The organism is Bradyrhizobium sp. HKCCYLS3070 (genome assembly GCF_051167575.1).
In the GTDB taxonomy this organism is placed as follows: domain Bacteria; phylum Pseudomonadota; class Alphaproteobacteria; order Rhizobiales; family Xanthobacteraceae; genus Bradyrhizobium.
Genome location: NZ_JBNPTI010000007.1, coordinates 282099 through 301796, shown reverse-complemented (window position 1 = coordinate 301796; position 19698 = coordinate 282099). Strand labels below are relative to the sequence as shown.

The 19698-nt window shown below is 66.6% G+C and carries 18 protein-coding genes; 9 read left to right on the top strand and 9 right to left on the bottom strand.

Annotation, left to right across the window (positions count from 1 at the left end):
- Window positions 1–2 precede the first annotated feature (2 nt).
- Entirely contained in the window at window positions 3–1316 is a 1314-nt protein-coding gene (locus tag ACQR03_RS22795; RefSeq protein WP_434841902.1) for a tetratricopeptide repeat protein, read from the top strand.
- 6 nt (window positions 1317–1322) lie between these two features.
- Here the strand turns inward: ACQR03_RS22795 and ACQR03_RS22790 are convergent, their stop codons facing one another.
- Together ACQR03_RS22790 and ACQR03_RS22785 are read right to left on the bottom strand one after the other, a co-directional pair.
- Entirely contained in the window at window positions 1323–2288 is a 966-nt protein-coding gene (locus ACQR03_RS22790; RefSeq protein WP_315751404.1) for an NAD(P)-dependent oxidoreductase, read from the bottom strand.
- A gap of 155 nt (window positions 2289–2443) precedes the next feature.
- Window positions 2444–3745 carry a M24 family metallopeptidase gene (locus tag ACQR03_RS22785; RefSeq protein ID WP_315751402.1) on the bottom strand — a complete coding sequence of 434 codons (1302 nt, stop codon included), beginning with the start codon at window positions 3743–3745 and terminating at the stop codon, window positions 2444–2446.
- Between the two features lie 122 nt (window positions 3746–3867).
- Between ACQR03_RS22785 and ACQR03_RS22780 the strand changes: the two genes are divergently transcribed.
- From ACQR03_RS22780 to ACQR03_RS22770, 3 genes are read left to right on the top strand one after another with little or no spacing between them, the layout of a single operon-like run.
- On the top strand, window positions 3868–4929 hold the full coding sequence (locus tag ACQR03_RS22780) for a LacI family DNA-binding transcriptional regulator (RefSeq protein WP_315751400.1): 1062 nt from the start codon (window positions 3868–3870) through the stop codon (window positions 4927–4929).
- A 57-nt stretch (window positions 4930–4986) separates the two neighbouring features.
- A complete protein-coding gene (locus tag ACQR03_RS22775) occupies window positions 4987–5805 on the top strand; it encodes a CoA transferase subunit A (protein ID WP_434841901.1) in 819 nt (272 codons plus the stop codon).
- Entirely contained in the window at window positions 5802–6551 is a 750-nt protein-coding gene (locus tag ACQR03_RS22770; protein ID WP_316175704.1) for a CoA-transferase, read from the top strand. Before ACQR03_RS22775 ends, ACQR03_RS22770 begins: the two co-directional genes overlap by 4 nt.
- 359 nt (window positions 6552–6910) lie before the next feature.
- Here ACQR03_RS22770 and ACQR03_RS22765 read toward each other — a convergent pair whose 3' ends face one another.
- Together ACQR03_RS22765 and ACQR03_RS22760 are read right to left on the bottom strand one after the other, a co-directional pair.
- On the bottom strand, window positions 6911–7369 hold the full coding sequence (locus tag ACQR03_RS22765) for a hypothetical protein (RefSeq protein WP_315716325.1): 459 nt from the start codon (window positions 7367–7369) through the stop codon (window positions 6911–6913).
- A 112-nt stretch (window positions 7370–7481) separates the two neighbouring features.
- Window positions 7482–8954: a radical SAM protein gene (locus ACQR03_RS22760; protein WP_434841900.1), complete on the bottom strand. Its 1473-nt coding sequence runs from the start codon at window positions 8952–8954 to the stop codon at window positions 7482–7484.
- Window positions 8955–9033: 79 nt separating this feature from the next.
- Here ACQR03_RS22760 and ACQR03_RS22755 point away from each other — a divergent pair, with 79 nt between their 5' ends.
- The 4 genes from ACQR03_RS22755 to ACQR03_RS22740 all read left to right on the top strand — a co-directional run bounded on the left by ACQR03_RS22755 (window position 9034) and on the right by ACQR03_RS22740 (window position 11419).
- Complete coding sequence (locus ACQR03_RS22755; RefSeq protein ID WP_434841899.1) at window positions 9034–9495, top strand: DUF1843 domain-containing protein; 462 nt, start codon at window positions 9034–9036, stop codon at window positions 9493–9495.
- A gap of 4 nt (window positions 9496–9499) precedes the next feature.
- Window positions 9500–9985 carry a hypothetical protein gene (locus ACQR03_RS22750; RefSeq protein ID WP_434841898.1) on the top strand — a complete coding sequence of 162 codons (486 nt, stop codon included), beginning with the start codon at window positions 9500–9502 and terminating at the stop codon, window positions 9983–9985.
- 94 nt (window positions 9986–10079) lie between these two features.
- The gene (locus ACQR03_RS22745; protein ID WP_315826541.1) at window positions 10080–10508 is read left to right on the top strand and encodes a hypothetical protein; all 429 of its coding nucleotides are present in this window, start codon (window positions 10080–10082) and stop codon (window positions 10506–10508) included.
- A 32-nt stretch (window positions 10509–10540) separates the two neighbouring features.
- Window positions 10541–11419: a caspase family protein gene (locus ACQR03_RS22740; RefSeq protein WP_434841897.1), complete on the top strand. Its 879-nt coding sequence runs from the start codon at window positions 10541–10543 to the stop codon at window positions 11417–11419.
- A 5-nt stretch (window positions 11420–11424) separates the two neighbouring features.
- On the opposite strand, the gene ACQR03_RS22735 is transcribed toward ACQR03_RS22740, so the two are convergent.
- Window positions 11425–12897 (bottom strand): N-acyl-D-amino-acid deacylase family protein, encoded by a 1473-nt coding sequence (locus tag ACQR03_RS22735; RefSeq protein WP_434841896.1) that lies wholly within the window; start codon window positions 12895–12897, stop codon window positions 11425–11427.
- A gap of 255 nt (window positions 12898–13152) precedes the next feature.
- Here ACQR03_RS22735 and ACQR03_RS22730 point away from each other — a divergent pair, with 255 nt between their 5' ends.
- Complete coding sequence (locus ACQR03_RS22730; RefSeq protein WP_315826538.1) at window positions 13153–14190, top strand: zinc-dependent alcohol dehydrogenase family protein; 1038 nt, start codon at window positions 13153–13155, stop codon at window positions 14188–14190.
- A gap of 26 nt (window positions 14191–14216) precedes the next feature.
- On the opposite strand, the gene glgA is transcribed toward ACQR03_RS22730, so the two are convergent.
- The 4 genes from glgA to ACQR03_RS22710 all read right to left on the bottom strand — a co-directional run bounded on the left by glgA (window position 14217) and on the right by ACQR03_RS22710 (window position 19686).
- Window positions 14217–15683, bottom strand: a complete 1467-nt coding sequence (gene glgA, locus ACQR03_RS22725; RefSeq protein WP_316185479.1) for a glycogen synthase GlgA — start codon at window positions 15681–15683, stop codon at window positions 14217–14219.
- Window positions 15680–16945, bottom strand: a complete 1266-nt coding sequence (glgC, locus tag ACQR03_RS22720; RefSeq protein WP_316175700.1) for a glucose-1-phosphate adenylyltransferase — start codon at window positions 16943–16945, stop codon at window positions 15680–15682. The genes glgA and glgC overlap by 4 nt, the downstream gene beginning before the upstream one ends.
- Window positions 16946–17089: 144 nt before the next feature.
- Window positions 17090–18037: a carbohydrate kinase family protein gene (locus tag ACQR03_RS22715; protein WP_434841895.1), complete on the bottom strand. Its 948-nt coding sequence runs from the start codon at window positions 18035–18037 to the stop codon at window positions 17090–17092.
- On the bottom strand, window positions 18037–19686 hold the full coding sequence (locus ACQR03_RS22710) for an FGGY-family carbohydrate kinase (RefSeq protein WP_434841894.1): 1650 nt from the start codon (window positions 19684–19686) through the stop codon (window positions 18037–18039). The genes ACQR03_RS22715 and ACQR03_RS22710 overlap by 1 nt, the downstream gene beginning before the upstream one ends.
- Between the last annotated feature and the right edge of the window lie 12 nt (window positions 19687–19698).

Sequence of the window (19698 nt, the reverse complement as noted above, 5' to 3'; positions counted from 1 at the left end):
AGATGGAGGAGGATCGCTACGGCCTGCCACTGTCGACCGCCTCCACTGACGCGGCCGCAGCCTATCGCGAGGGCATGGATCTGCTGCTCGCATTCTGGCCCGGGGCCATTGACGCGTTCGAGCGGGCGATCATGCTCGATCCGGAGTTCGCGCTGGCGCACGCGGCGCGTGCTCGCATCCACGCGATCTACATGCAGCGCGAGGCGGCGCTGCAGACCATCGCACGCGCCCGCGATCTCGCTGCCAAGCGCGGCACCCCGCGCGAGCAGAGCCATGTCGCGACCCTGGTGCTCGCCATCGAGGGACGCGGCACTGACGCGCTGACATCGACCCTGGCGCATCTGGCGAACTGGCCGCGGGACGCCATGATCATGGCGCTCCCGCTCGGCGCTTTCGGCCTGCTCGCCTTCTCCGGCCGCGCCGATCACGATGCCGCCCGCCGCGACCTCTGCGACCGCTTCGCCGCTGATTATGGCGAGGACTGGTGGTTCATGTCCAACCATGGCTGGGCCCTGACCGAGGCCGGCGAGTTGGCGAAGGGCCGCGCCGTCACCGAGCGCAGCTTCGCGCTGCGCCGGCACAACGCCTATGCCGTGCATGCGCTGCTGCATGCGATGTTCGAGGAAGGCGCGGTGGACGAGGCCGATGCGCTCGTCGAGGGGTGGATCGGCGACTATGACCGCACGGGAATGCTGCATGGCCATATCTGCTGGCACCAGGCGCTCGGCGCGCTGGACCGGGGCGATACCGACAAGGCGCGGGCGGTCTATACCGACGTGCTGGTGCCGACGATGGACTCGGCGCCCCCGCTCAACACCCTGTCCGACTGCGCCTCGCTGCTGTGGCGGCTGATGGCTGACGAGCAACCGGTGCCGCCCAACGCATGGGCCGATACGGCGGCCTATGCGAGCACGCGCTTCACGGGCTCGACCCTCGCCTTCGCCGAGATGCATCTGGTGATGATCGCGGCAGCAACGCATGACAGCGCCGCGCTCAAGGGACGCCTTGCCGCGATCGAGCGGCGGCAGGCCGAGGGCAGGCTGCCGGCCGGGCGCATCGTGCCGCACATGTTGCGGGCGCTGCGTGCGTTCGCCGATGACAATTGGCGCGGATGCGCGCGCGAGCTTGCGCCCGTCATCGGCGATCTCCCCCGCATCGGCGGCAGCCACGCCCAGCGCGAGGTGATCGAGGACACCTACATCCTGGCGCTGATCCGCAGCGGCGCGCTGGCCCAGGCACGAGACCTGCTCGATGCCCGCCTGCACCGCCGCCCCTCCGCGCGCGACACACGCTGGCGGGCGCTCACCGCGAGGTGAGCCGGATTATCCCTCGGTCTCCAGCCCGGTCGGCATCGGCACATTCTCGGGCTGCAGCTTGAGACCCGCCGCGAGCGCCACGGTCTCCAGCAGCGCCGCGAAATCCTTCTCCAGATAAGCGGCGGGATCGACCTGGAGCGAGGCCGCGCCGACATGGGCCTGCAATGCCTCGCGCGTCGCGGCCGTCACCGGCATCGCGACGTCGAGCTGGCGCGCTGCCGACAGGCCGAGATCGAGATCCTTGCGCAGCAGCGGCGGCGTGAAGGTTGTGGTCCAGTCGAGATTGACCAGCGCGTTGCTCTTGTACTTCGTGAAAGTCGAGCCCATGACGCTGGCGTTCATGAAGTTCAGGAAGGCATGGCGCGGCACGCCGGCCTTCTGCGCCAGGATGGTGATCTCGGCGAGGTTCTGGATCACGACGCCGAGGAAGACGTTGTGCGCGATCTTGCAGATGCGCGCGAGCTCGCCCTCGCCGACATAGGACACGCCGGAGACGGCGATCTTCGCCAGATACGGTGCGATGACCTCGAATGCGGCCTTGGGGCCGGAGACCACCGACGACAGCTTGCCGGCCTTGACGCATTTGCCGTTGCCGGACACCGGCGCGCGCACGAACTCACAGCCCAGTCGAACGAGCCTGGCGGCGATCGCCTCCGACTGCTCGATGCCGATCGAGGAGCAGTCCACCAGGATCCGGGGACGCGATCCGGAACTGGCGGCCACCAGGCCGTTGTCGCCGAAATAGACCTGCTCGAGATCCTTGCCCGTCGACACCATCGTGAACACGATGTCGCACGCGGCGAGATCGCGGGGATGATCGACGATCACGCCGCCTTTCGCCGCCAGCGGCTCGGCCTTGGCGCGGGTGCGATTGTAGATCGACACCTTGTGGCCGGCCTTGAGCAGGCGCTCGGCCATGGGATAGCCCATGCGCCCCATGCCGATCCAGCCGAGCGAATGCGTCGTGGTCATTGTCGTCTCCTCGTCCTACTTATCACGGATGCGGTCATTGCGAGGAGCGAAGCGACGAAGCAATCCAGAGTCACGGCTGCCGCCCTGGATTGCTTCGCTTCGCTCGCAATGACGAAAACACGAAGACCACTCTCCTGGTCGCACCGTTCGTTCGCTCAATAGCGGTTGGCGATCGGCAATTCCTCGGCCGGGAACAGCGTGATCACCTGACAGCCCTTGTCGGTGACCACGACCTCCTCCTCGATCCGCGCGGCCGAGAAGCCGTCGGTCGCCGGACAGTAGGTCTCGAGCGCGAACACCATGCCGGTCTTGATCTCCATCGGATTGTCCAGCGAGACCAGCCGCGAGATGATCGGGCGCTCATGCAGCGCGAGCCCGAGGCCGTGGCCGAACTGCAGGCCGAAGGCGGCCATCTCCGAGGGAAAGCCGAACTCCTCGGCCTTAGGCCAGACCTTGGCGACGGTGTCGGTCGAGACGCCTGGCTTGATCAGCGCGATCGCATGATCGAGCCATTCGCGGCACTGCTTGTAGGCGTCGTGCTGCGCCGGCGTGGCGCGGCCGACGTTGAAAGTGCGGTAGTAGCAGGTCCGGTAGCCCTGATAGGACTGCAGGATGTCGAAGAACGCCTGGTCGCCCGGACGCAGGATGCGGTCGGTGAAATTGTGCGGATGCGGATTGCAGCGCTCACCGGAGATGGCATTGATCGCCTCGACGTCGTCGGAGCCCATCTCATAGAGCATCTTGTTGGCGAGCGCGACGATGTCGTTCTCACGCACGCCCGGCTTCAGGTGTTCGTAGATCGAATGATAGACACCGTCGACCATGGCCGCGGCCTGATTCAACAGCATGATCTCGTCGATGTTCTTGATCTCGCGCGCGTCCAGCATGACCTGCTGGCCGTCGACCACCTTCATGCCGGCCTTCTGCAGCTCGAAGAACATCGCGGTCTCGGCGAGGTCGACGCCGACCGGCATGTCGGCAACGCCGGCCGACCGCAACAGGCTCATCACCTCCTCGGCATGCGCCTTCATCAGTCCGACCGCCGGCGGCACGGTGCCGCGCATGCCGAGCATGCCGGCGCGGCAGTTCTCCGGCGCCAGCCAGTCGCAGAACAGACGATGGTGGACGGCTGCCGAACCGAAATCCCACACGATCGGCTCGCCGTCGCCGGCCAGCAGCGCGAAACGGCACAGCTTGTCGCGCTCCCATTCGCCGATCTTGGTGCCGGACACGTAGCGAATGTTGTTGACGTCGAACAGCAGCAGCGCACCATAGCCCGACGCCTTCAGCGCCACGCGCGCCCGCGCCAGTCGGTAGCGCCGCAACCTGTCGAAATCGACGCGGCGCTCGAAATCCACCGAGACATGGCCATGCGACGGAATCGCCCGCCCCCAGCGCCAATGCGGATCGAGATGCTCCGGGCTGACCAGATGCGGCTTCAGCGCGCTAGCTGTCATGTGGGCGTTTCCCATTGTGCTATTGCAATCGATTGCAGAGCCGGATTTATTGCACGCACGCAAAATGTGTCAAGGTACCGCGCGATCAAAACGTCGTTGCGCTGCGGCATCGGGGAGCGGAGATGAAACGGACGTCGCCATCGACAAGGAGCCCGCGCGCAACGGCGTCCTCACGCCCGACGATCAAGGACGTCGCCGCGCGCTGCGACGTGCATCCCTCCACGGTGTCGCGCGCGCTCAGCCCGGCCATGAAGCATCTGGTGGCGGGCGATGTCGTGGAGCGGATCCAGGCCGCCGCCAACGCGCTCGGCTATCGGCTGAACATGGCCGCCAAGGGCCTGCGAACCGGGCGCAGCGGCCTGATCGGTGTGCTCGCGCCCGATATCGCCGATCCCGGCTTCCCGCCCGTGCTGTCCGGCATCGCCGATCGTCTCAACGCCGAGGGCTATGCGACGATCGTCGTCGACGTCGGCAGCAAGGGCTCGGAGCAGGATCTGGTCGACCGGCTGATTGCCCGCGGCGTCGACGGTCTGGTGCTGGCGACGGTGAGCTTGCGCGACGATGTCGTGAAGCACTGCCTGGACGCGGCGCTGCCGGTGGTGCTGGTCAATCGCGTCGATGCCGCCGGACTCCTGCCCTCGGCAGCCAGCGACGATGCCGCCGGCATGCGTCTCGCCGTCCAGCATCTCGTCGCGCTCGGCCACCGCCGCATCGGTCACGTCGCGGGCCCGCAGCACGTCTCGACCGGCGCGCACCGCCGCGCCGGCTTCGAGGCCAGCATCAGGGTCGCGGGACTGTCCGCCCGCCATGCGCCGGTCGAAGCCGTCGAAGCCTATACGCGGGCGGCGGGTCGCGAGGCTGCGCTGCGCCTGCTCGCGCGGCGGACGCGCCCGACCGCAATCGTCGCCGCCAATGATCTACTGGCGCTCGGCGTCTATGACGCGATCGCCGCGCGCGGCCTGACCTGCCCCGGTGATATCTCCGTGGTCGGCCACAACGACATGCCGTTCGTCGACATGGTCGCGCCGCCGCTGACCACGGTGCGGATCGCCCAGCGCGACATGGGGGAAGCCGCGGCGCGGCTGCTGCTCGACCGCCTTGCCGGGCGCGAGGCAGCGACCGACCACATCGTCCTGGCGCCGGAGCTCATCATCCGCGGCTCGACGATCGCATACGAGCACTGACAGGTCCGCGGGTCATCGCTACACTGCGCGGCAAAGCAACAACGGGAGGATACGCCGATGACGGAGATGGTCGGTCTGGGGGCGCTCGTCGCATCCATCGCACCGGGGCAATCGATCGCGATCCCGGTCGACCGTGCCGGCGTCTCGATGGCGGCGACGGCGGCCATGATCGAGGCCGGCCTCACCGGACTGCATCTCGTCTGCGTGCCGATATCAGGCCTCCAGGCCGATCTGCTGATCGGCGCCGGCGTGGCCGCGGTGGTGGAAACCAGCGCCGTCTCGCTCGGCGAGGCCGGCGGCGCACCGCGCTTCGTCTCGGCCGTGCGCGACGGCAGCATCCGCCTGCGCGATGCCACCTGCCCTGCGATCCATGCCGGCCTGCTGGCCGGGCAGAAGGGCGTGCCGTTCATGCCGATCGCCGGCATCATCGGCAGCGATCTGCTGCAGGTCCGCCCCGATTGGAAGGTGATCGACAGTCCGGTCGGCGAGCCCGGCAAGGTGGTCGTGGTGCCGGCGATCACGCCCGACGTGGCGCTGTTTCATGCGCCCGAGGCCGACCGCTTCGGCAATGTCCGCATCGGTCGCTACCGCGAGCTGGCGACGATGGCCTATGCGGCGAAGCGCACGCTGGTCACCGTCGAGCGCATCGTCGATCGCGATTTGATGGCGACCGAAGACTCGGCGGCCGGCGTGCTGCCGGCGCTGTATGTCGATGCCATCGCGGTGGCCGCGAACGGGGCCTGGCCGCTGCCGCTGTGGGACGAATACGAGACCGATGGCGCCGAGCTGGCGCGCTACGCCGCGATGGCGCGCACCAACGAGGGCTTTCGCAGCTATCTCTCCGCCTTCCTGGCCCGCAGCAAGCAGGTGGCATGACCATGCACGATGAACGCGCGCGCAAGGAGCTGCTGATCACCACCATCGCCGACCTGCTCGATGGCATCCGCCATGTCGCTGTCGGCGCCTCGTCGCCGATCCCGGCGGCCGGCGCGATGCTGCTGCGCGCACGGAACGCGCAAGCGGGCAAGCCGCCGGTCCGCATCTCGATCCTCGGCTCGAGCCGGCACAATTTCTTCACCAATGGCGGCGTCGAGCTGTTCGACTGCGCCGCGCAGGGCCGCGTCGACGCGTTCTTTCTCGGCGGCGGTCAGATCGACGGCAGCGGCAACATCAACCTGGTCGGCACCGGCGACTATCCGCGGATGGATGTGCGCTGGCCGGGCTCGTTCGGCTCGGCCTATCTCTACCATCTCATTCCGCGGGTGATCCTGTTTCGCGAAGAGCATTCGCCGCGCGTGTTGGTGCCGAAGGTGGATTTCGTCAGCGCCGCCGCGACCACGCCGGAGGTGAAGCGGCGCGGCGGCCCGCAGGCGCTGCTGACCAATCTGGCGCTGTTCGATTTCGACCGCGAGCGCGGCAGCTTCCGGCTGCGCTCGGTGCACCCGGGCTACTCCGCCGACGACGTGCGCGATCGCACCGGATTCGATTATACGGTGCCGGAGATCGTGCCGCCCACGCCCGCGCCGGACCGGGCGACGGTCGAGCTGATCCGCGGCCGGATCCTCGACGAGCTCGCCGAATGCTATCCGGAATTCGCGCGCGCGATGGCTGCAGCGGCTTAGCTAGCGATCCAGGCTACGCCTGTTCATGCTGGTGCCGACGCCAAAATTGGATCGCCAATTGGATGGATAGGCCACCGCGCGCCGCGGGGCGGGCATTTTGAACTCGGCAAATCCGCCAAGGCTCAAATGGACGAACGAGTAAGAAAACTCAGGCCCATCGCCATTCCGCTGAGCTATGCTGCGACCGGAACGGTTTGCCGCCACTGGTAGCGGCGGGTCTGGCGCACGCGCCGTCCACGATGCCCGGGGGGGCCAAAGCCGCCCGTCGACTCGGTCGGCATCATGCGGTGCCGCGCCGGTGAAACCGGCGCACGGGCAAGCCGCGCGCCGCCTTCAGCGTTGATCAGTTTCACTGTTGATCAGTGACGTGCCGCCGCAGCACCGGCATAGACACCGGCAATGAAGGCCGCCGCCGCTCCGGCAACGGGCGCCAGCGCCGGAACGAACTTCGCGCCTGCCGCAGTATCGATGATCTGCTGCAGCGCATTGCCGTCCTTGGCCTGGGCGGACTCCTGGTAGATGCGCGTTGCGGCTGCTTCGATCTCGGCGAAGGTCGCCGTGCAGATCACCTTGTCGATGCCCTGATACGATACAGGTCCGGCTTTGCTGTCGTGAAGGTATTGATGCGTGAGTTGCAGGCCACCGCCGATGATCGCTCCTGCGGCTGCAGCGCCGAGCGCCAGCACGGCGGGCGCGATCTTCGGACCGAATTCCTTCGCGCCCGCTGCTCCTGCTTCAGCGAACGCCAGAGCCGGCATGTGCAGCCAGGACACGGGAATGTTCGCCAGCGCGGCTCTGACGTCTTCATTTGCATTCATGGGATACTCTCCTCGGTTGGGTTTGATTGGACCAGACGACTTTCGCCAGCGCCTTCCCGCGGCCGCAGGTACCGACGAACGACTCCGCTCAACCTGCGGAGGCGCCCTTCGGTCAGGCGGGCGCCGCGATACGGCGCAGGATTTGTTCGATCTCGTTGTGGTGCTGCATGACGCGTTGCACGACCCGCACGTGATCATCGGCACTGTTCGTTGCGTCCGCGCCTGCGTGGCAATGCGGGCATTCCGGCTCTCCCTGATAGAAGAAGTGCTTGCAGGACTCGCAGAGCAGCAGCTGGTCCAGCCTCGCCGCCGCGTCAGGCGCGAGATCCTGGAACTCGTCGCTCGCGTACACTTCCTGGCCGTATCGGCGGCCGTGGGCGTCCTCGATCATGATGTCGAAGCAGCCATGGTCGAACGGCTGTCGTCCCGATGGCCTCGTCCGCTGCACGATCACCTCGCGCCAGCCGCGTTCGGCCAGCCGCAATACCCGGTAGTGGCAGAACGGATTGTTGCCAGGCCGTCCCGACAGCACGTGCGTGGTCCAACTGCACCCGGCGCGGCACATCGGACCGTAGTAGCATTTGGCGCAGAACCCCCAGCGGCGCCCGCGGCTCTCGTCGAGATCGCGCATGAAACGCAGTTCGGCGCTGTCGTTCCAGATGTCGGTAAATGATCGATCGCGGATATTGCCGCCGACATAGGCGGCCGTGGGGAGCGACGGGCAGCCCTTGATGGCGCCGTCAGCCTCGATTCCCAGGCCAGCCCGTCCGGCCTGGCAGCCGCCGTAGTATTCGAATCGTCCGGAGGTACTGCGCCAAGCCGCTTCGTATGGGCCAAAATACCCGATGTTGTTACCGGGCATAAGCTGCAGGCCGCGATCGAGGCCCTCTTCGAACAGTGCAAACAGCTCCGGCATCAGCGCAGCGAGATCGAAGGGCTGCAGCAGCAAGGATGGAGCATCGGCCGCATTGCCCATGGGCACGGTGAGCTGAATCTGCCAGGCGGAGGCCCCGGCGTCGATGATCGTATCGAAAATGTCGCGCAGGCCGCCCAGGGTAAGACGATTGACCTGCGAGTTGGCGGTCGCCATCAGCCCATGCTTTCGCGCGTTCCGGATCGCGGCCACCGCTTGGCCGTGGCTGCCCTTGATACCGCGGAGCCGATCATGTGTAGCGGCCGGGCCGTCGATGGAAACGCCGACGGTCTTGAGTCCGGCGCGCGCGGCTGCTTCGATCTTCGCTTCCGTGAGTGCCCGGGCGCCGGTCTGCAGGCCGCAGACAATGCCGTTGCGAGTGATCTCCTCGACGAGGACCAGCCAATCGGGGCGGAGGTAAGCTTCGCCGCCGATCAGAACGATCTCCTTGGTGCCAGCGCGCGCAAGTTCGCCAATCAGAGCGATGCATTCCGCGGTGGTCAGTTCGTCATTGCGAGGTGCGCCGGCCCGGGACCCGCAATGGCTGCACTTCAGGTTGCAGAGGAGCGTGATCTCCCAGACCACATAGCGCGGTTGAGCGGTAGGCAAGCCGCCGGAAGGGATTGATCGGACCGGCATCTCGGTATCGGCGTGGGGTACACGAGAGAACATGAAATTTGCCGCGACATCGTTGACGATTGGTATCGTAAAATACTAACCTTAGATTGTATAGAGGACGAGGGAGGCGAATTTGGCGAAGGAAGGCGTTCCAGGCGGAGTGGTGCCTCTGTACGGCCTTGCGATCGGCAATGCGCTCGCAAGTGGCGGTATCACTCTGGACGAGTTGGTCACATTGCGCTCGCACGCGAAGGCGATCGTCGACGCTCAAGGCGATCTGGTTTCTGCGGTGAACGCGCTCGACAAGGAAATCGTCAAGCGCGGCGGACAGGCGGCCGCCAAGGGCGCGGCGCCTGTCGAGGTGGTGCCATCCGAACGCTTCACCGTGCAGATCACCGGCCTTCCGATCGAACCACAGGCGAGACAGAGCATCGAGCAGGCCGTGAATAATGCGGTGAAGGCTGCCATTGCCGCTCACGATAGCGGCGGCGACCTGAAGATCACGGCGTTGTCTCAGATCCAATCGTTCGGGGGAACGCACGGCGGCGCCACTGCGGGTCTGATCGCCACGATCGATCTTCAGTCAGCGCCTTGAAGGTTTGGAGGGCGACATCATGACCGAGAAGAGTACGGCTGGCGGAATCGCATCCTTCGCCGGTGGAGCAATCATGGTCTATGGCGTTGCCATTGGCAACGCGTTGGCGGCGGCCGTCAAAGGGCCCGCATCCATCGACGATCTGGTGTCGTTGCGCGACCATGCGCGCCAGATCGTCGGCGTCCAGGGTGATCTTGTTGCGGCGCTGGCCGCTTTGGACGCTGAGATTGCGAAGCGTGGAGGCGCCAAGGCGGCGCCCGCGCCGGAGATGGAGCGCTTCGTCGCTCAGATCGATGGCGGTCCGCTCTCCGGCCAGTTGAAGTCTGAGATCGAGCAAGCCATTCAGAAGGCGGTGACGGCTGAAATCGCAAAGCTCGATACGCGCGGCGACATGGTTGCGACGCCGCTGTCGCAGATCAAGGCGTTCGGAGCGGGACCTGGCTCCCACATTTACGGAGCTGTCTATCGACCGAAGCCGGATAATCCCTGAGTGCGGTCGAATGCCCGGCACACGTTCGGATCACGGCGATGTCCAGACCAAGCAAGCCGGGCGAGGCGAGAGCTAATCGAGAGGCGTTCAGGCGATGTCCGATGCAGCATCCGTGAAGCCGAAGTCGGTGCCGATGTGCCCGAGTTCGCGCTGCGCCGACGGCAACACGCTGCTCGGCATCGTCAATGCCGAGGGCCGGATCGATTTCATTCCCGAGCGCTTCGAGGTCGACGCCGCCTTCGTCGCGATCGCCCGGCAGGGACGTCCGCCGGAACAGCGCTTCCGCTTCTCGTCGCCGTGCCTCGCGCGCGGCTGCGGAAAGTGGGACGGCAAGCGCTGTGGCGTCGCCAAGATCCTGAACGAGCACGGGCTGGAGCTCTTGCCGAATGAGCGGACCGTGGCGCTGCCGCGGTGTTCGATCCGCGCGAACTGCCGTTGGCACGGCGACTACGGCGATGCGATCTGCGCGGTCTGCGCCTGGGTGGTCACGGAAAGCGGCAATCGGCTCGAACCGCCGGCTTGATGTTTGCGAGCCGAGACATCAGGGGGACGGAAATGGCCAAGGGCATTTCGCTGCATATCGGTCTCAATCGGCTGGATCCGAAGCACTATGCTGGGTGGGACGGCAAGCTGAACGCCTGTGAGAATGATGCGCGCGCAATGGAGGCGATTGCGAAGACGGCGGGCTATCGGACCGGCATTCTGCTCAGCGAGCAGGCCACGCGCGGCGCCGTGACCGACATGCTGACGATGGCCGCCCGCGACTTGAACAGCGGAGACATTCTGCTGCTGACCTATTCGGGCCACGGCAGCCAGGTTCCGGACCTCGATGGTGACGAGATCGACGCACTCGATGAGACCTGGTGCCTCTATGACGGACAGATGATCGATGATGAACTCTATCGCGTGTACGGCGCGATCGCCGATGGTGTTCGTGTTCTGATTCTCTCCGATTCCTGCCATAGCGGCACTGTGGCCAAGGTGAGCTACTACGAGATGGCGCAGGCCGCCGGCTTCGCGGGGAATTTGGATATCGCCGTGGCCGGCAGGGCCGCGACGAAAGGGATCAGCTATGCGCCCAAGTTCTTGCCGCAGGATATCGCCCTTCGTACTTATGAGCAGAACCGCGCATTTTATGAAGCCGTCGGCCGGGCCGCAAAGGGCGCGCCGGGTGCGGAGTCGAGCGATGTCGCCAAGGCCAGCATCCGTCTGATCTCGGGCTGCCAGGACAATCAGGTGTCATTCGATGGCGCCATCAACAGCGTCTTCACCGCGGCGCTGCTGCTGGTCTGGGCGAACGGTCAATTCAAGGGCAACTACAACGATTTCCACCTTCAGATTCAGCGCAAGATGCTGCCGACGCAATCGCCGAACCATTACAGGACCGGCAAGGAAGATCGTGAGTACGACAGCCAGCGCCCGTTCACGATCTAGCTAGATCACCGCCGTGATCCGCGCGTGATCACCTGCCCCGCACGCGCCTTCTGGTGCGTGCCCTGCCACCAGGTCAGCGCGCCATTGACGATGACGGCCTCGATGCCGGCGGCCGGCACGCAGGGGGCATCATAGGTCGCGCTGTCCCGGACGCTGGCGGCATCGAAGATCGTGATGTCGGCATGGTTGCCGACCGCGATCGTGCCGCGTCCCTCGACGCCGAAATTCCGCGCGGTCAGCCCGCTCATCTTCCACACCGCGGTCTCCAGCGAGAACAGCTCGAGCTCGCGGCAGTAGTAGCCGAGCACGCGCGGGAACGTGCCCCAGAGCCGCGGATGCGGACGCTCGCCGAACGGCAGCCCGTCGGAGCCGATCATGGTCGGCTCGAAGGCGAGGATGGTCTGCACGTCGGCCTCGTCCATCGCGAAGTAGATCGCCGACGCCGGCTGCAGCCGCTTGGCGGCTTCGAGCCGGTCGACGCCCCAGCCCGCGGCGATGTCGGCGAGATCCCGACCCGCCATTTCCGGATGGGGTCCGGAGGCCGCGACGACGACCTTGACCTGCAGCTTGGCCGGGTCGGTGTGCAGCATGGTCGACGAGGCGTTGTAGGGATAGCAGTCGAGTGCGACGCATTGGCAGCTCATCGCCTTCGTGATCAGCGGCAGCGTCTCCCTGGTGCGGCCGAAATTCGCTGGCCCCACCACCTTGTGATGCGAGATCACGACCTGGACGTCGAGCGCCTTGCCGATGGCAAAGCTCTCCTCCAGCGACTGGATCACCTCGTTCGCCTCGTTGCGCATATGCGTGGCATAGACGCCGCCGCTGCCTGTGAGCGGACGGCACACCTCGATGATCTCCTCGGTCGGCGCCGCCTCCGCCGGCGGATAGAACGTCCCGGTCGAGACGCCGATGGCGCCGGCGTCGAGCGCCTCCTGCACATGCGCGCGCATCTCGGCGATCTCCACGTCCGTCGCGGCCCGGCCGAGGTCGCTCACGACCGACGCACGCAGCGCGGTGTGGCCGACCATGGGCGCCACGTTGACCGCCGCGGGCGCCGTGCGCAGCGCGGCGACGTAGTCGGCGAACGCGGCATACTCGACCACCTGTCCCTCGCTTGGCGATAGCAAGCCGAGCGGCATCGGCCGCGGCGAGCCCGGCTTCAGCGGCGCGATGCTGACGCCGCAATTGCCGGTCACGACGGAGGTCACCCCCTGCGAGACCTTGCAGGTCATGTCGGGATCGACCAGCACGGCGCTGTCGTCATGGGTGTGGGAGTCGATGAAGCCCGGAGCAACGATGAGGCCGGTGGCGTCGATCTCCCGCCTGGCTCGCCGGCCGTCAAGCCCGCCGATGGCGACGATGCGGCCGTCCTTGATGCCGACATCCGCATCGAAGCGTGGCGCACGCGTGCCGTCGATGACGGTGCCGCCGCGGATGATCAGGTCGAAGGACTCGGACGAAGGCTGGTTGTCGGTCATGAAATCTCACGCGGAATTGTAGGAAGCCGGGAGACTATCCGCGAGCCGCACCGATGCGTCCAGAGCGATGCGCATGTGATCCGAGCCGGGCTGGACTGCATTGGAGGCGCGACGCGCGTCCGCCGTCGCCTTTCGTCCTGGCCACCCAGGACACACGATAGTGATAGGGACTCTGGCCAGGATTGATACGCCTCAACGGCGCGCGACCTCTCTGGCGCCATCCATCCTCCGGGAAGCAACCTGCGGAGGTACGTCATGAAAGCCCTGGTCTATCATGGTCCCGGCCAGAAATCTCTCGACGAGCGCCCGAAGCCGACCATCATCGAGCCTGGCGATGCGGTGGTCAAAATCCTGAAGACGACGATCTGCGGCACCGACCTTCACATTCTCAAGGGTGACGTGCCGACATGTACACCGGGCCGCATTCTCGGCCACGAGGGCGTCGGCGTGGTCGACGCGGTTGGCAGCGCCGTGCGCGCGTTCAAGCCGGGCGACCACGTCATCATCTCCTGCATCTCGGCCTGCGGAACCTGCGACTATTGCCGGCGCGGCATGTATTCGCATTGCCGCCATGGCGGCTGGATCCTCGGCAACAAGATCGACGGCACGCAGGCGGAGTATGTTCGCACGCCTCACGCCGACACCAGCCTCTACCACGTGCCTCCTGGGACTGAGGAGGATGCGCTGGTGATGTTGAGCGACATCCTGCCGACCGGTTTCGAATGCGGCGTGCTCAACGGCAAGGTCGAGCCGGGATCGGCGGTGGCGATCGTCGGCGCCGGCCCGATCGGATTGGCGGCGCTGCTGACGGCACAGTTCTATTCGCCGGCCGAGATCATCATGATCGACCTCGACGACAACCGGCTCGAGGTCGCCACCCGCTTCGGCGCCACCAGCGTCGTCAACAACGCCGACGGCAAGGCCGTCGAGAAGGTCCTGGCGCTGACGAATGGCCGCGGCGTCGACACCGCGATCGAGGCAGTCGGCATGCCCGCCACGTTCGTGACCTGCGAGGACATCATCGCCCCCGGCGGCACCATTGCCAATGTCGGCGTGCATGGGGTCAAGGCCGACCTGCATCTGGAGAAGCTGTGGGACCGCAACATCGCGATCACGACGCGGCTGGTCGATACGGTGACGACGCCGATGCTGCTGAAGACGGTGCAGTCGCGCAAGCTCGAACCGAAGCGGCTGATCACCCATCGCTTCAGGCTTGATCAGATCCTCGATGCCTACGAGACGTTCGGCGCCGCGGCCAAGACCCATGCGTTGAAGGTTCTCATCGAGGCATAGGCCTCCCGACCCGTACGCCGCGGCGCTCAGCCTGCCGGACGCCGCTGCGCGACGATCTGCCGGTAGAGTTCGGCATAGCGGCCGGCGCGGTGGCGCCAGGAGACGTCGGTCAGCATCGCATTGAGCTGCATGCGGGTCCAGTTCGAGGCGTTGCTGCGCGCGGCGTAAAAGGCCGCAGCGGCGCGGCGCAGGGTCTGATCGAGCGCCTCCGCTGTCACGGACGCGCACTTGAACCCGGTTGCGGCGACGCCGGCCTCGGTCTCGTCAATGACGGTGTCGGCGAGCCCCCCCACCGCAGTGACGATCGGCAGCGCACCGTAACGCAGGGCGCAGAGCTGCGTCAGCCCGCACGGCTCGAACCGCGACGGCACCACCAGCGCATCGCAGCCGGCCTGGATGAGATGCGCCAAGTCCTCGTCGTAGCCGATGACGACGCCGATCTTTCCGGGATCGTTCGCGGCCGCGGCACGGAACGCGTCGCGCAGCTCGGCCTCGCCGTCGCCGAGCAGCGCCAGCTGGATGCCGCTACTGGTCAAGGTCGGCAGGCAGGACAGCAGCAGGTCGAGCCCCTTCTGCGAGGTCAACCGGCTGACGACGCCGAGCAGGAACGTCTCCGGCGCCACCTGCAGGCCCATGCGCGTCTGCAGCGCGGCCTTGTTGGGTGCCCGCGCCTCGATCCGGTCGATGCCGAAATGCGAGGCGATCGCCGGATCGCTGCCGGGATCCCACACCGCCGTGTCGATCCCGTTCAGGATGCCGACGAGGTCGGACGCACGCTGACGCAGCAGGCCGCCGAGGCCCATGCCCTGCTCGTCGCTCTGGATCTCCCGGGCGTAGGTCGGCGACACCGTCGTGATCTTGTCGGCGAACTGCAGTCCCGCCTTGAGGAAGCTGATGTCGCCGTAATATTCGAGGCCGTAGATCGAGAAGGATTCCGGCGGCAGGCCGAGCGGCGGCAGGAAGTGGCGCGGAAAGCGGCCCTGGAACGCCAGATTGTGCACGGTCACGACCGTGCCGGGATGCGGCCGGTGGCTGTACAGCAGATAGGCCGGCACCAGCCCAGCCTGCCAGTCGTGGCCGTGGACGACATCGGGCACGAAGGCCGGCACCGCGCCGAGCCCGATATAGGACGCCGCGCGGGCCAGTGCCGCGAAGCGGAACGCATTGTCCGGCCAGTCCTTGCCGTCGGGCCCCAGATAGGGGTTGCCCTCGCGGTCGTAGAGATGCGGCGCGTCGAGCACGAACAGATCGAGCGCGCCATGGCTGCCGCCGAGCAGCCGGGCGTTGCCGCCGAAGAAGTTCGGCAGCGAGCTGATCTCGCTGGCCTGCTCCAGCGCCTTCATGACCGCGGGATAGCCGGGAATCAGCGTGCGGACCTCGACGTCCTCCGCCATCAGCGCCCACGGCAGGGCGCCGACGACATCGGCGAGGCCGCCCGTCTTGACGATGGGATAGACCTCGGAGGCAACCGACAGAACGCGCAGTGGCGTCATGAATTGAGCCCGTCGATCATCGGCTGGGTAATCAAGGTCACGCCGTTCTCCGTGGTCCTGAACCGCTTGGCGTCGAACTCCGGATCTTCGCCGACCACCAGCCCCTCCGGAATCTGCACGCCACGGTCGACCACCACGTTGGTCAGGCGCGCATGGCGCGCGACGTTGACGTAGGGCAACAGCACCGCGTTCTGCAGCTTGGCATAGGAATGCAGATGAGCACCGGTGAACAGCAGCGAGCGCTGCACCTGGGCGCCGGAGACGATGCAGCCCCCGGACACCAGCGAGCAGGTCGCCTCGCCGCGGCGGCCGTCCGTGTCGTGAACGAACTTGGCCGGCGGCGTGATCTCAGAATAGGTCCAGAGCGGCCAGGAGCGATCGTAGAGATCGAGCTCGGGCACGACGTCCGTCAGATCCAGATTGGCCGCCCAATAGGCGTCCACCGTTCCGACATCGCGCCAGTAGCTGCCCTGATCGTGGGCGGCGCGGACACAGGAGCGCGAGAACTGATGCGCCACGGCGCGGCCGTTCCTGACGATGTAGGGAATGATGTCGCGGCCGAAATCATGGTTGGAATTCGGGTCCGCTGCGTCGCGCTTCAGCTCCTCGAACAGGAATTTGGCGTCGAACACGTAGATGCCCATGCTCGCGAGCGACTTGTCGGGTTTGCCCGGCATCGGCGGCGGATCGGCCGGCTTCTCGATGAAGTCGCGGATCGTGTCGTCCTCATTGATGTGCATGACGCCGAAGCCTGAGGATTCCTCGCGCGGCATCTCCAGGCAGCCGACGGTGACGTCGGCGCGCTGGTCGACATGCTGCTGGAGCATCAGCTCGTAGTCCATCTTGTAGATGTGGTCGCCGGCCAGCACGACGATGTATTTCGTGTTGTAGGTCTCGAGAATGTCGATGTTCTGGTACACGGCGTCGGCCGTGCCGACGTACCACATCGTCTCGGAGACGCGCTGGCTCGCCGGCAGGATGTCGAAGCTCTCGTTGCGCTCGGGGCGGAAGAAGTTCCAGCCCATCTGCAGATGGCGGATCAGGCTGTGCGCCTTGTACTGTGTCGCCACGGCGATGCGCCGGATGCCGGAATTGACGGCGTTCGACAGTGCGAAATCGATGATGCGCGACTTGCCGCCGAAATAGACGGCGGGCTTGGCGCGCCGGTCGGTCAGCTCCAGCAGCCGGCTGCCGCGTCCGCCAGCCAACACGAAGGCCAGCGCGTGACGGGACAGCGGCTCGGTCCGTGCGGCGGGTGCCATGGTTCTCCTCCCTGCAACTCTTTGTCGCGTCAAGATTTCCGCGGCCCGGGCAGAGGAGTCTCGCGATCGCGCTTCCTCGTCCGGTACTCACATATGACGGGGGAACAGCCAACCAGTTCCCAATGACGAGTGCAATGGGGAGCTTCAGCCCAGGCGATCCCAGGTTGCAGCCACGTCGTCCCAGCGCGGCGGGTCGGCGCCCTCGCGGGTGCAGGTGACGGCCGCACAGGCTGCGGCAAAGGCGAGCGCCTTGCGCATTTCGGTCTGGCTCAATCCTCTCAGGGCCTCCCGGTCAATGCGGCCGAGCTTGCGCAGCGCGAACAACAGCCCCGCCTGGAAGGAGTCGCCGGCGCCGATCGTATCGACCACCTCGATCGCGGGGACCGCGACCTCGACCGCGCCGGCCTGCGCATGCCAGCCGAGCGCCCCCTTGGGACCCCGCGTGACGACGACCAGGCTGGTGCCGCGCGCCAGCAGCGCGTCCGCCCGCGCAGCGTAGTCGTCGTGGCCATGCAGATAGTCGAAATCGACATCCGACATCTTGATCAGGTCGGCGCTCGCGGCGAACCCATCCATGTCAGCGCGATAGCCGGCCTTATCAGTCACCAGATTCGGACGGCAGTTCGGGTCGAAGGAGATCGTCACCGCGCCCTGCGTGGCGGCGATCAGCGCACGGGTCTCCGCGGCACCGAGATCGTGGATCAGCGTGGTCGATCCGACATGGATGGCGTCGATGTCTGCAAAGGCAATACTGCCCGGCCGGAACGTCCACTTCCGCGCGGCGGTCTCGGCGTCGTAGAAGGCATACTGCGCCTCGCTGCCGACATGGCGCACGAAAGCGAGCGTGGTCTGGTCCGGGCTGCGCGTGGCGCAGCCGAGGTCGACGTGCGAGCCTTGGGCATGCGCCGCGATCATGGTGCCGAACAGGTCGGTCGAGATGCCACCGACGAAGCCCGTGGGCGCGCCGAGCCGCGCCACGCCGACGGCGACGTTCAGGCAGGAGCCGCCGACCACTGGCCGCAAGGCATCGCGCCCGTCGGCCAATCTGGCCGGCACGAAATCGATCAACGCGTCGCCGCAGCTCAGGATCATCAGCGTGCCTCCTCATCGGCACCATGCATCACGGAACGGCTCTCGCGATCAAGCGCTCGCAGCAAGCCGTGGATGCGCCGCTTGCGGCGATGGAAGGCCGCGATGTTCGGATCGGTCGGGTCGCTGAGACGCCCGAGCGAGGACATCGAGGCCATCGTATCGCCGATCGAGCGGAAAGCGCCGCTGGCGACCGCGCCGAGCATGGCCGCACCGAGCAGCACCGGCTCCTGGGTGCCCGGCAGCGCCACCGTCAATCCCGTCGTATCGGCCATGATCTGGCGTACCAGCGGGCTGCGTGAGGCGCCACCCGCCATGACCAGCGTCCGGCTGGTAACACCGTTGGCGGCGAAGGCATCGATGACGTCGGCAAGGCCATAGGCGAGCCCGCACAACCCGGCCATGAACAGCCGCTCCATCGCGGAGACATCGGCATCGAGATCGAGGCCGGCAATGACGGCGCGCGAGTCCGGATCGGCATAGGGCGAGCGGTTGCCGAGAAATTCCGGGAGAATGTGAAGATCTCGCGCCAGCAGCGCCGCGCTGCCGGCATTCGGCACCCGCGCCATGATCCGTTTTTCGAGCAGGGTGATCAGGTCGAGCCCTTCCGCGCGCGCCGCAGCGGTCGCCTCGGCCGCGGCCGGGTGCGAGCGCAGCAGATGATCGATCGCCGCCCCCGCGGCAGACTGGCCACCCTCGTTGAGCCAGAACCCAGGCACCATGCCCTGATAATACGGTCCCCACACGCCGGACACGAAGGACGGCACCCGCGTCGTCGCCATGATGCAGGCCGAAGTCCCCATGATGTAGGCGAGCCGGTCGCAGACATCGACCTCCCCGCCGTCAGCCGCGCGGCCACCGATGGCGCCGATGCCGCCGGCATGGGCATCGATCAGCGCGGCTCCGACCGGCGTACCCGCGACGAGCCCGAGTTGTTCGGCCGCGTCCTGCGACAGCCCACGGCCGAGCGGCGTACCGGGCGCGACGATCTCGGTGCCGATCCGCGCGTAATCCTCGCGGACGAAATCCTCCAGCCCGATACGGCGAAAGAAGGCCGCGCTCCAGCGCGTCTCGTGCGCCAGATAATTCCATTTGCAGGTGACGGTGCACATCGAGCGCGCCAGAGAGCCTGACGCACGCCAGGTGAGGAAGTCGGCGAGATCGAAGAAATGGCCGGCCGCATCGAAACTCTTGCGCAGATGCCGCTTCAGCCACAGCAGCTTCGGCATCTCCATCTCCGGCGAGATCGAGCCGCCGACATAGCGCAGCACCTCGTCTTGGGTCGCATTGATGTCGCGGGCCTCGGCCAGAGCGCGATGATCCATCCACACGATGACATTGCGGCCGGCGTCGCCGGAGCCGCTGACGGTGACCGGCGCGCCCTGGCGGTCCAGCACCACCAGCGAGCAGGTGGCATCGAAGCCGATCCCCTTGATCAGCTCCGGCACGATCGCGGCCTCCGCTAGCGCGGCTTTGACCGACGCGCAGCACGCACGCCAGATGTCGTCGGACGACTGCTCGACGACATCACCGGCCTCGTGCCAAGTCTGGATCGGATGCCGCGCCGCGGCAAGCAGCCGGCCGTTGCCGTCAAAAATCCCGGCGCGCGTGCTGGTTGTGCCGACATCGACACCGATGAACGCCTGCCGCATGTTTCGCTCCCG

Excerpts from the sequence above, each read along its gene's own strand:
- ACQR03_RS22795 (WP_434841902.1), top strand. The coding sequence starts at position 3 with ATGGAGGAGGATCGCTACGGCCTGCCACTGTCGACCGCCTCCACTGAC.
- ACQR03_RS22790 (WP_315751404.1), bottom strand. The coding sequence starts at position 2,288 with ATGACCACGACGCATTCGCTCGGCTGGATCGGCATGGGGCGCATGGGC.
- ACQR03_RS22785 (WP_315751402.1), bottom strand. The coding sequence starts at position 3,745 with ATGACAGCTAGCGCGCTGAAGCCGCATCTGGTCAGCCCGGAGCATCTC.
- ACQR03_RS22780 (WP_315751400.1), top strand. The coding sequence starts at position 3,868 with ATGAAACGGACGTCGCCATCGACAAGGAGCCCGCGCGCAACGGCGTCC.
- ACQR03_RS22775 (WP_434841901.1), top strand. The coding sequence starts at position 4,987 with ATGACGGAGATGGTCGGTCTGGGGGCGCTCGTCGCATCCATCGCACCG.
- ACQR03_RS22770 (WP_316175704.1), top strand. The coding sequence starts at position 5,802 with ATGACCATGCACGATGAACGCGCGCGCAAGGAGCTGCTGATCACCACC.
- ACQR03_RS22765 (WP_315716325.1), bottom strand. The coding sequence starts at position 7,369 with ATGAATGCAAATGAAGACGTCAGAGCCGCGCTGGCGAACATTCCCGTG.
- ACQR03_RS22760 (WP_434841900.1), bottom strand. The coding sequence starts at position 8,954 with ATGTTCTCTCGTGTACCCCACGCCGATACCGAGATGCCGGTCCGATCA.
- ACQR03_RS22745 (WP_315826541.1), top strand. The coding sequence starts at position 10,080 with ATGTCCGATGCAGCATCCGTGAAGCCGAAGTCGGTGCCGATGTGCCCG.
- ACQR03_RS22740 (WP_434841897.1), top strand. The coding sequence starts at position 10,541 with ATGGCCAAGGGCATTTCGCTGCATATCGGTCTCAATCGGCTGGATCCG.
- ACQR03_RS22735 (WP_434841896.1), bottom strand. The coding sequence starts at position 12,897 with ATGACCGACAACCAGCCTTCGTCCGAGTCCTTCGACCTGATCATCCGC.
- ACQR03_RS22730 (WP_315826538.1), top strand. The coding sequence starts at position 13,153 with ATGAAAGCCCTGGTCTATCATGGTCCCGGCCAGAAATCTCTCGACGAG.
- glgA (WP_316185479.1), bottom strand. The coding sequence starts at position 15,683 with ATGACGCCACTGCGCGTTCTGTCGGTTGCCTCCGAGGTCTATCCCATC.
- glgC (WP_316175700.1), bottom strand. The coding sequence starts at position 16,945 with ATGGCACCCGCCGCACGGACCGAGCCGCTGTCCCGTCACGCGCTGGCC.
- ACQR03_RS22715 (WP_434841895.1), bottom strand. The coding sequence starts at position 18,037 with ATGATCCTGAGCTGCGGCGACGCGTTGATCGATTTCGTGCCGGCCAGA.
- ACQR03_RS22710 (WP_434841894.1), bottom strand. The coding sequence starts at position 19,686 with ATGCGGCAGGCGTTCATCGGTGTCGATGTCGGCACAACCAGCACGCGC.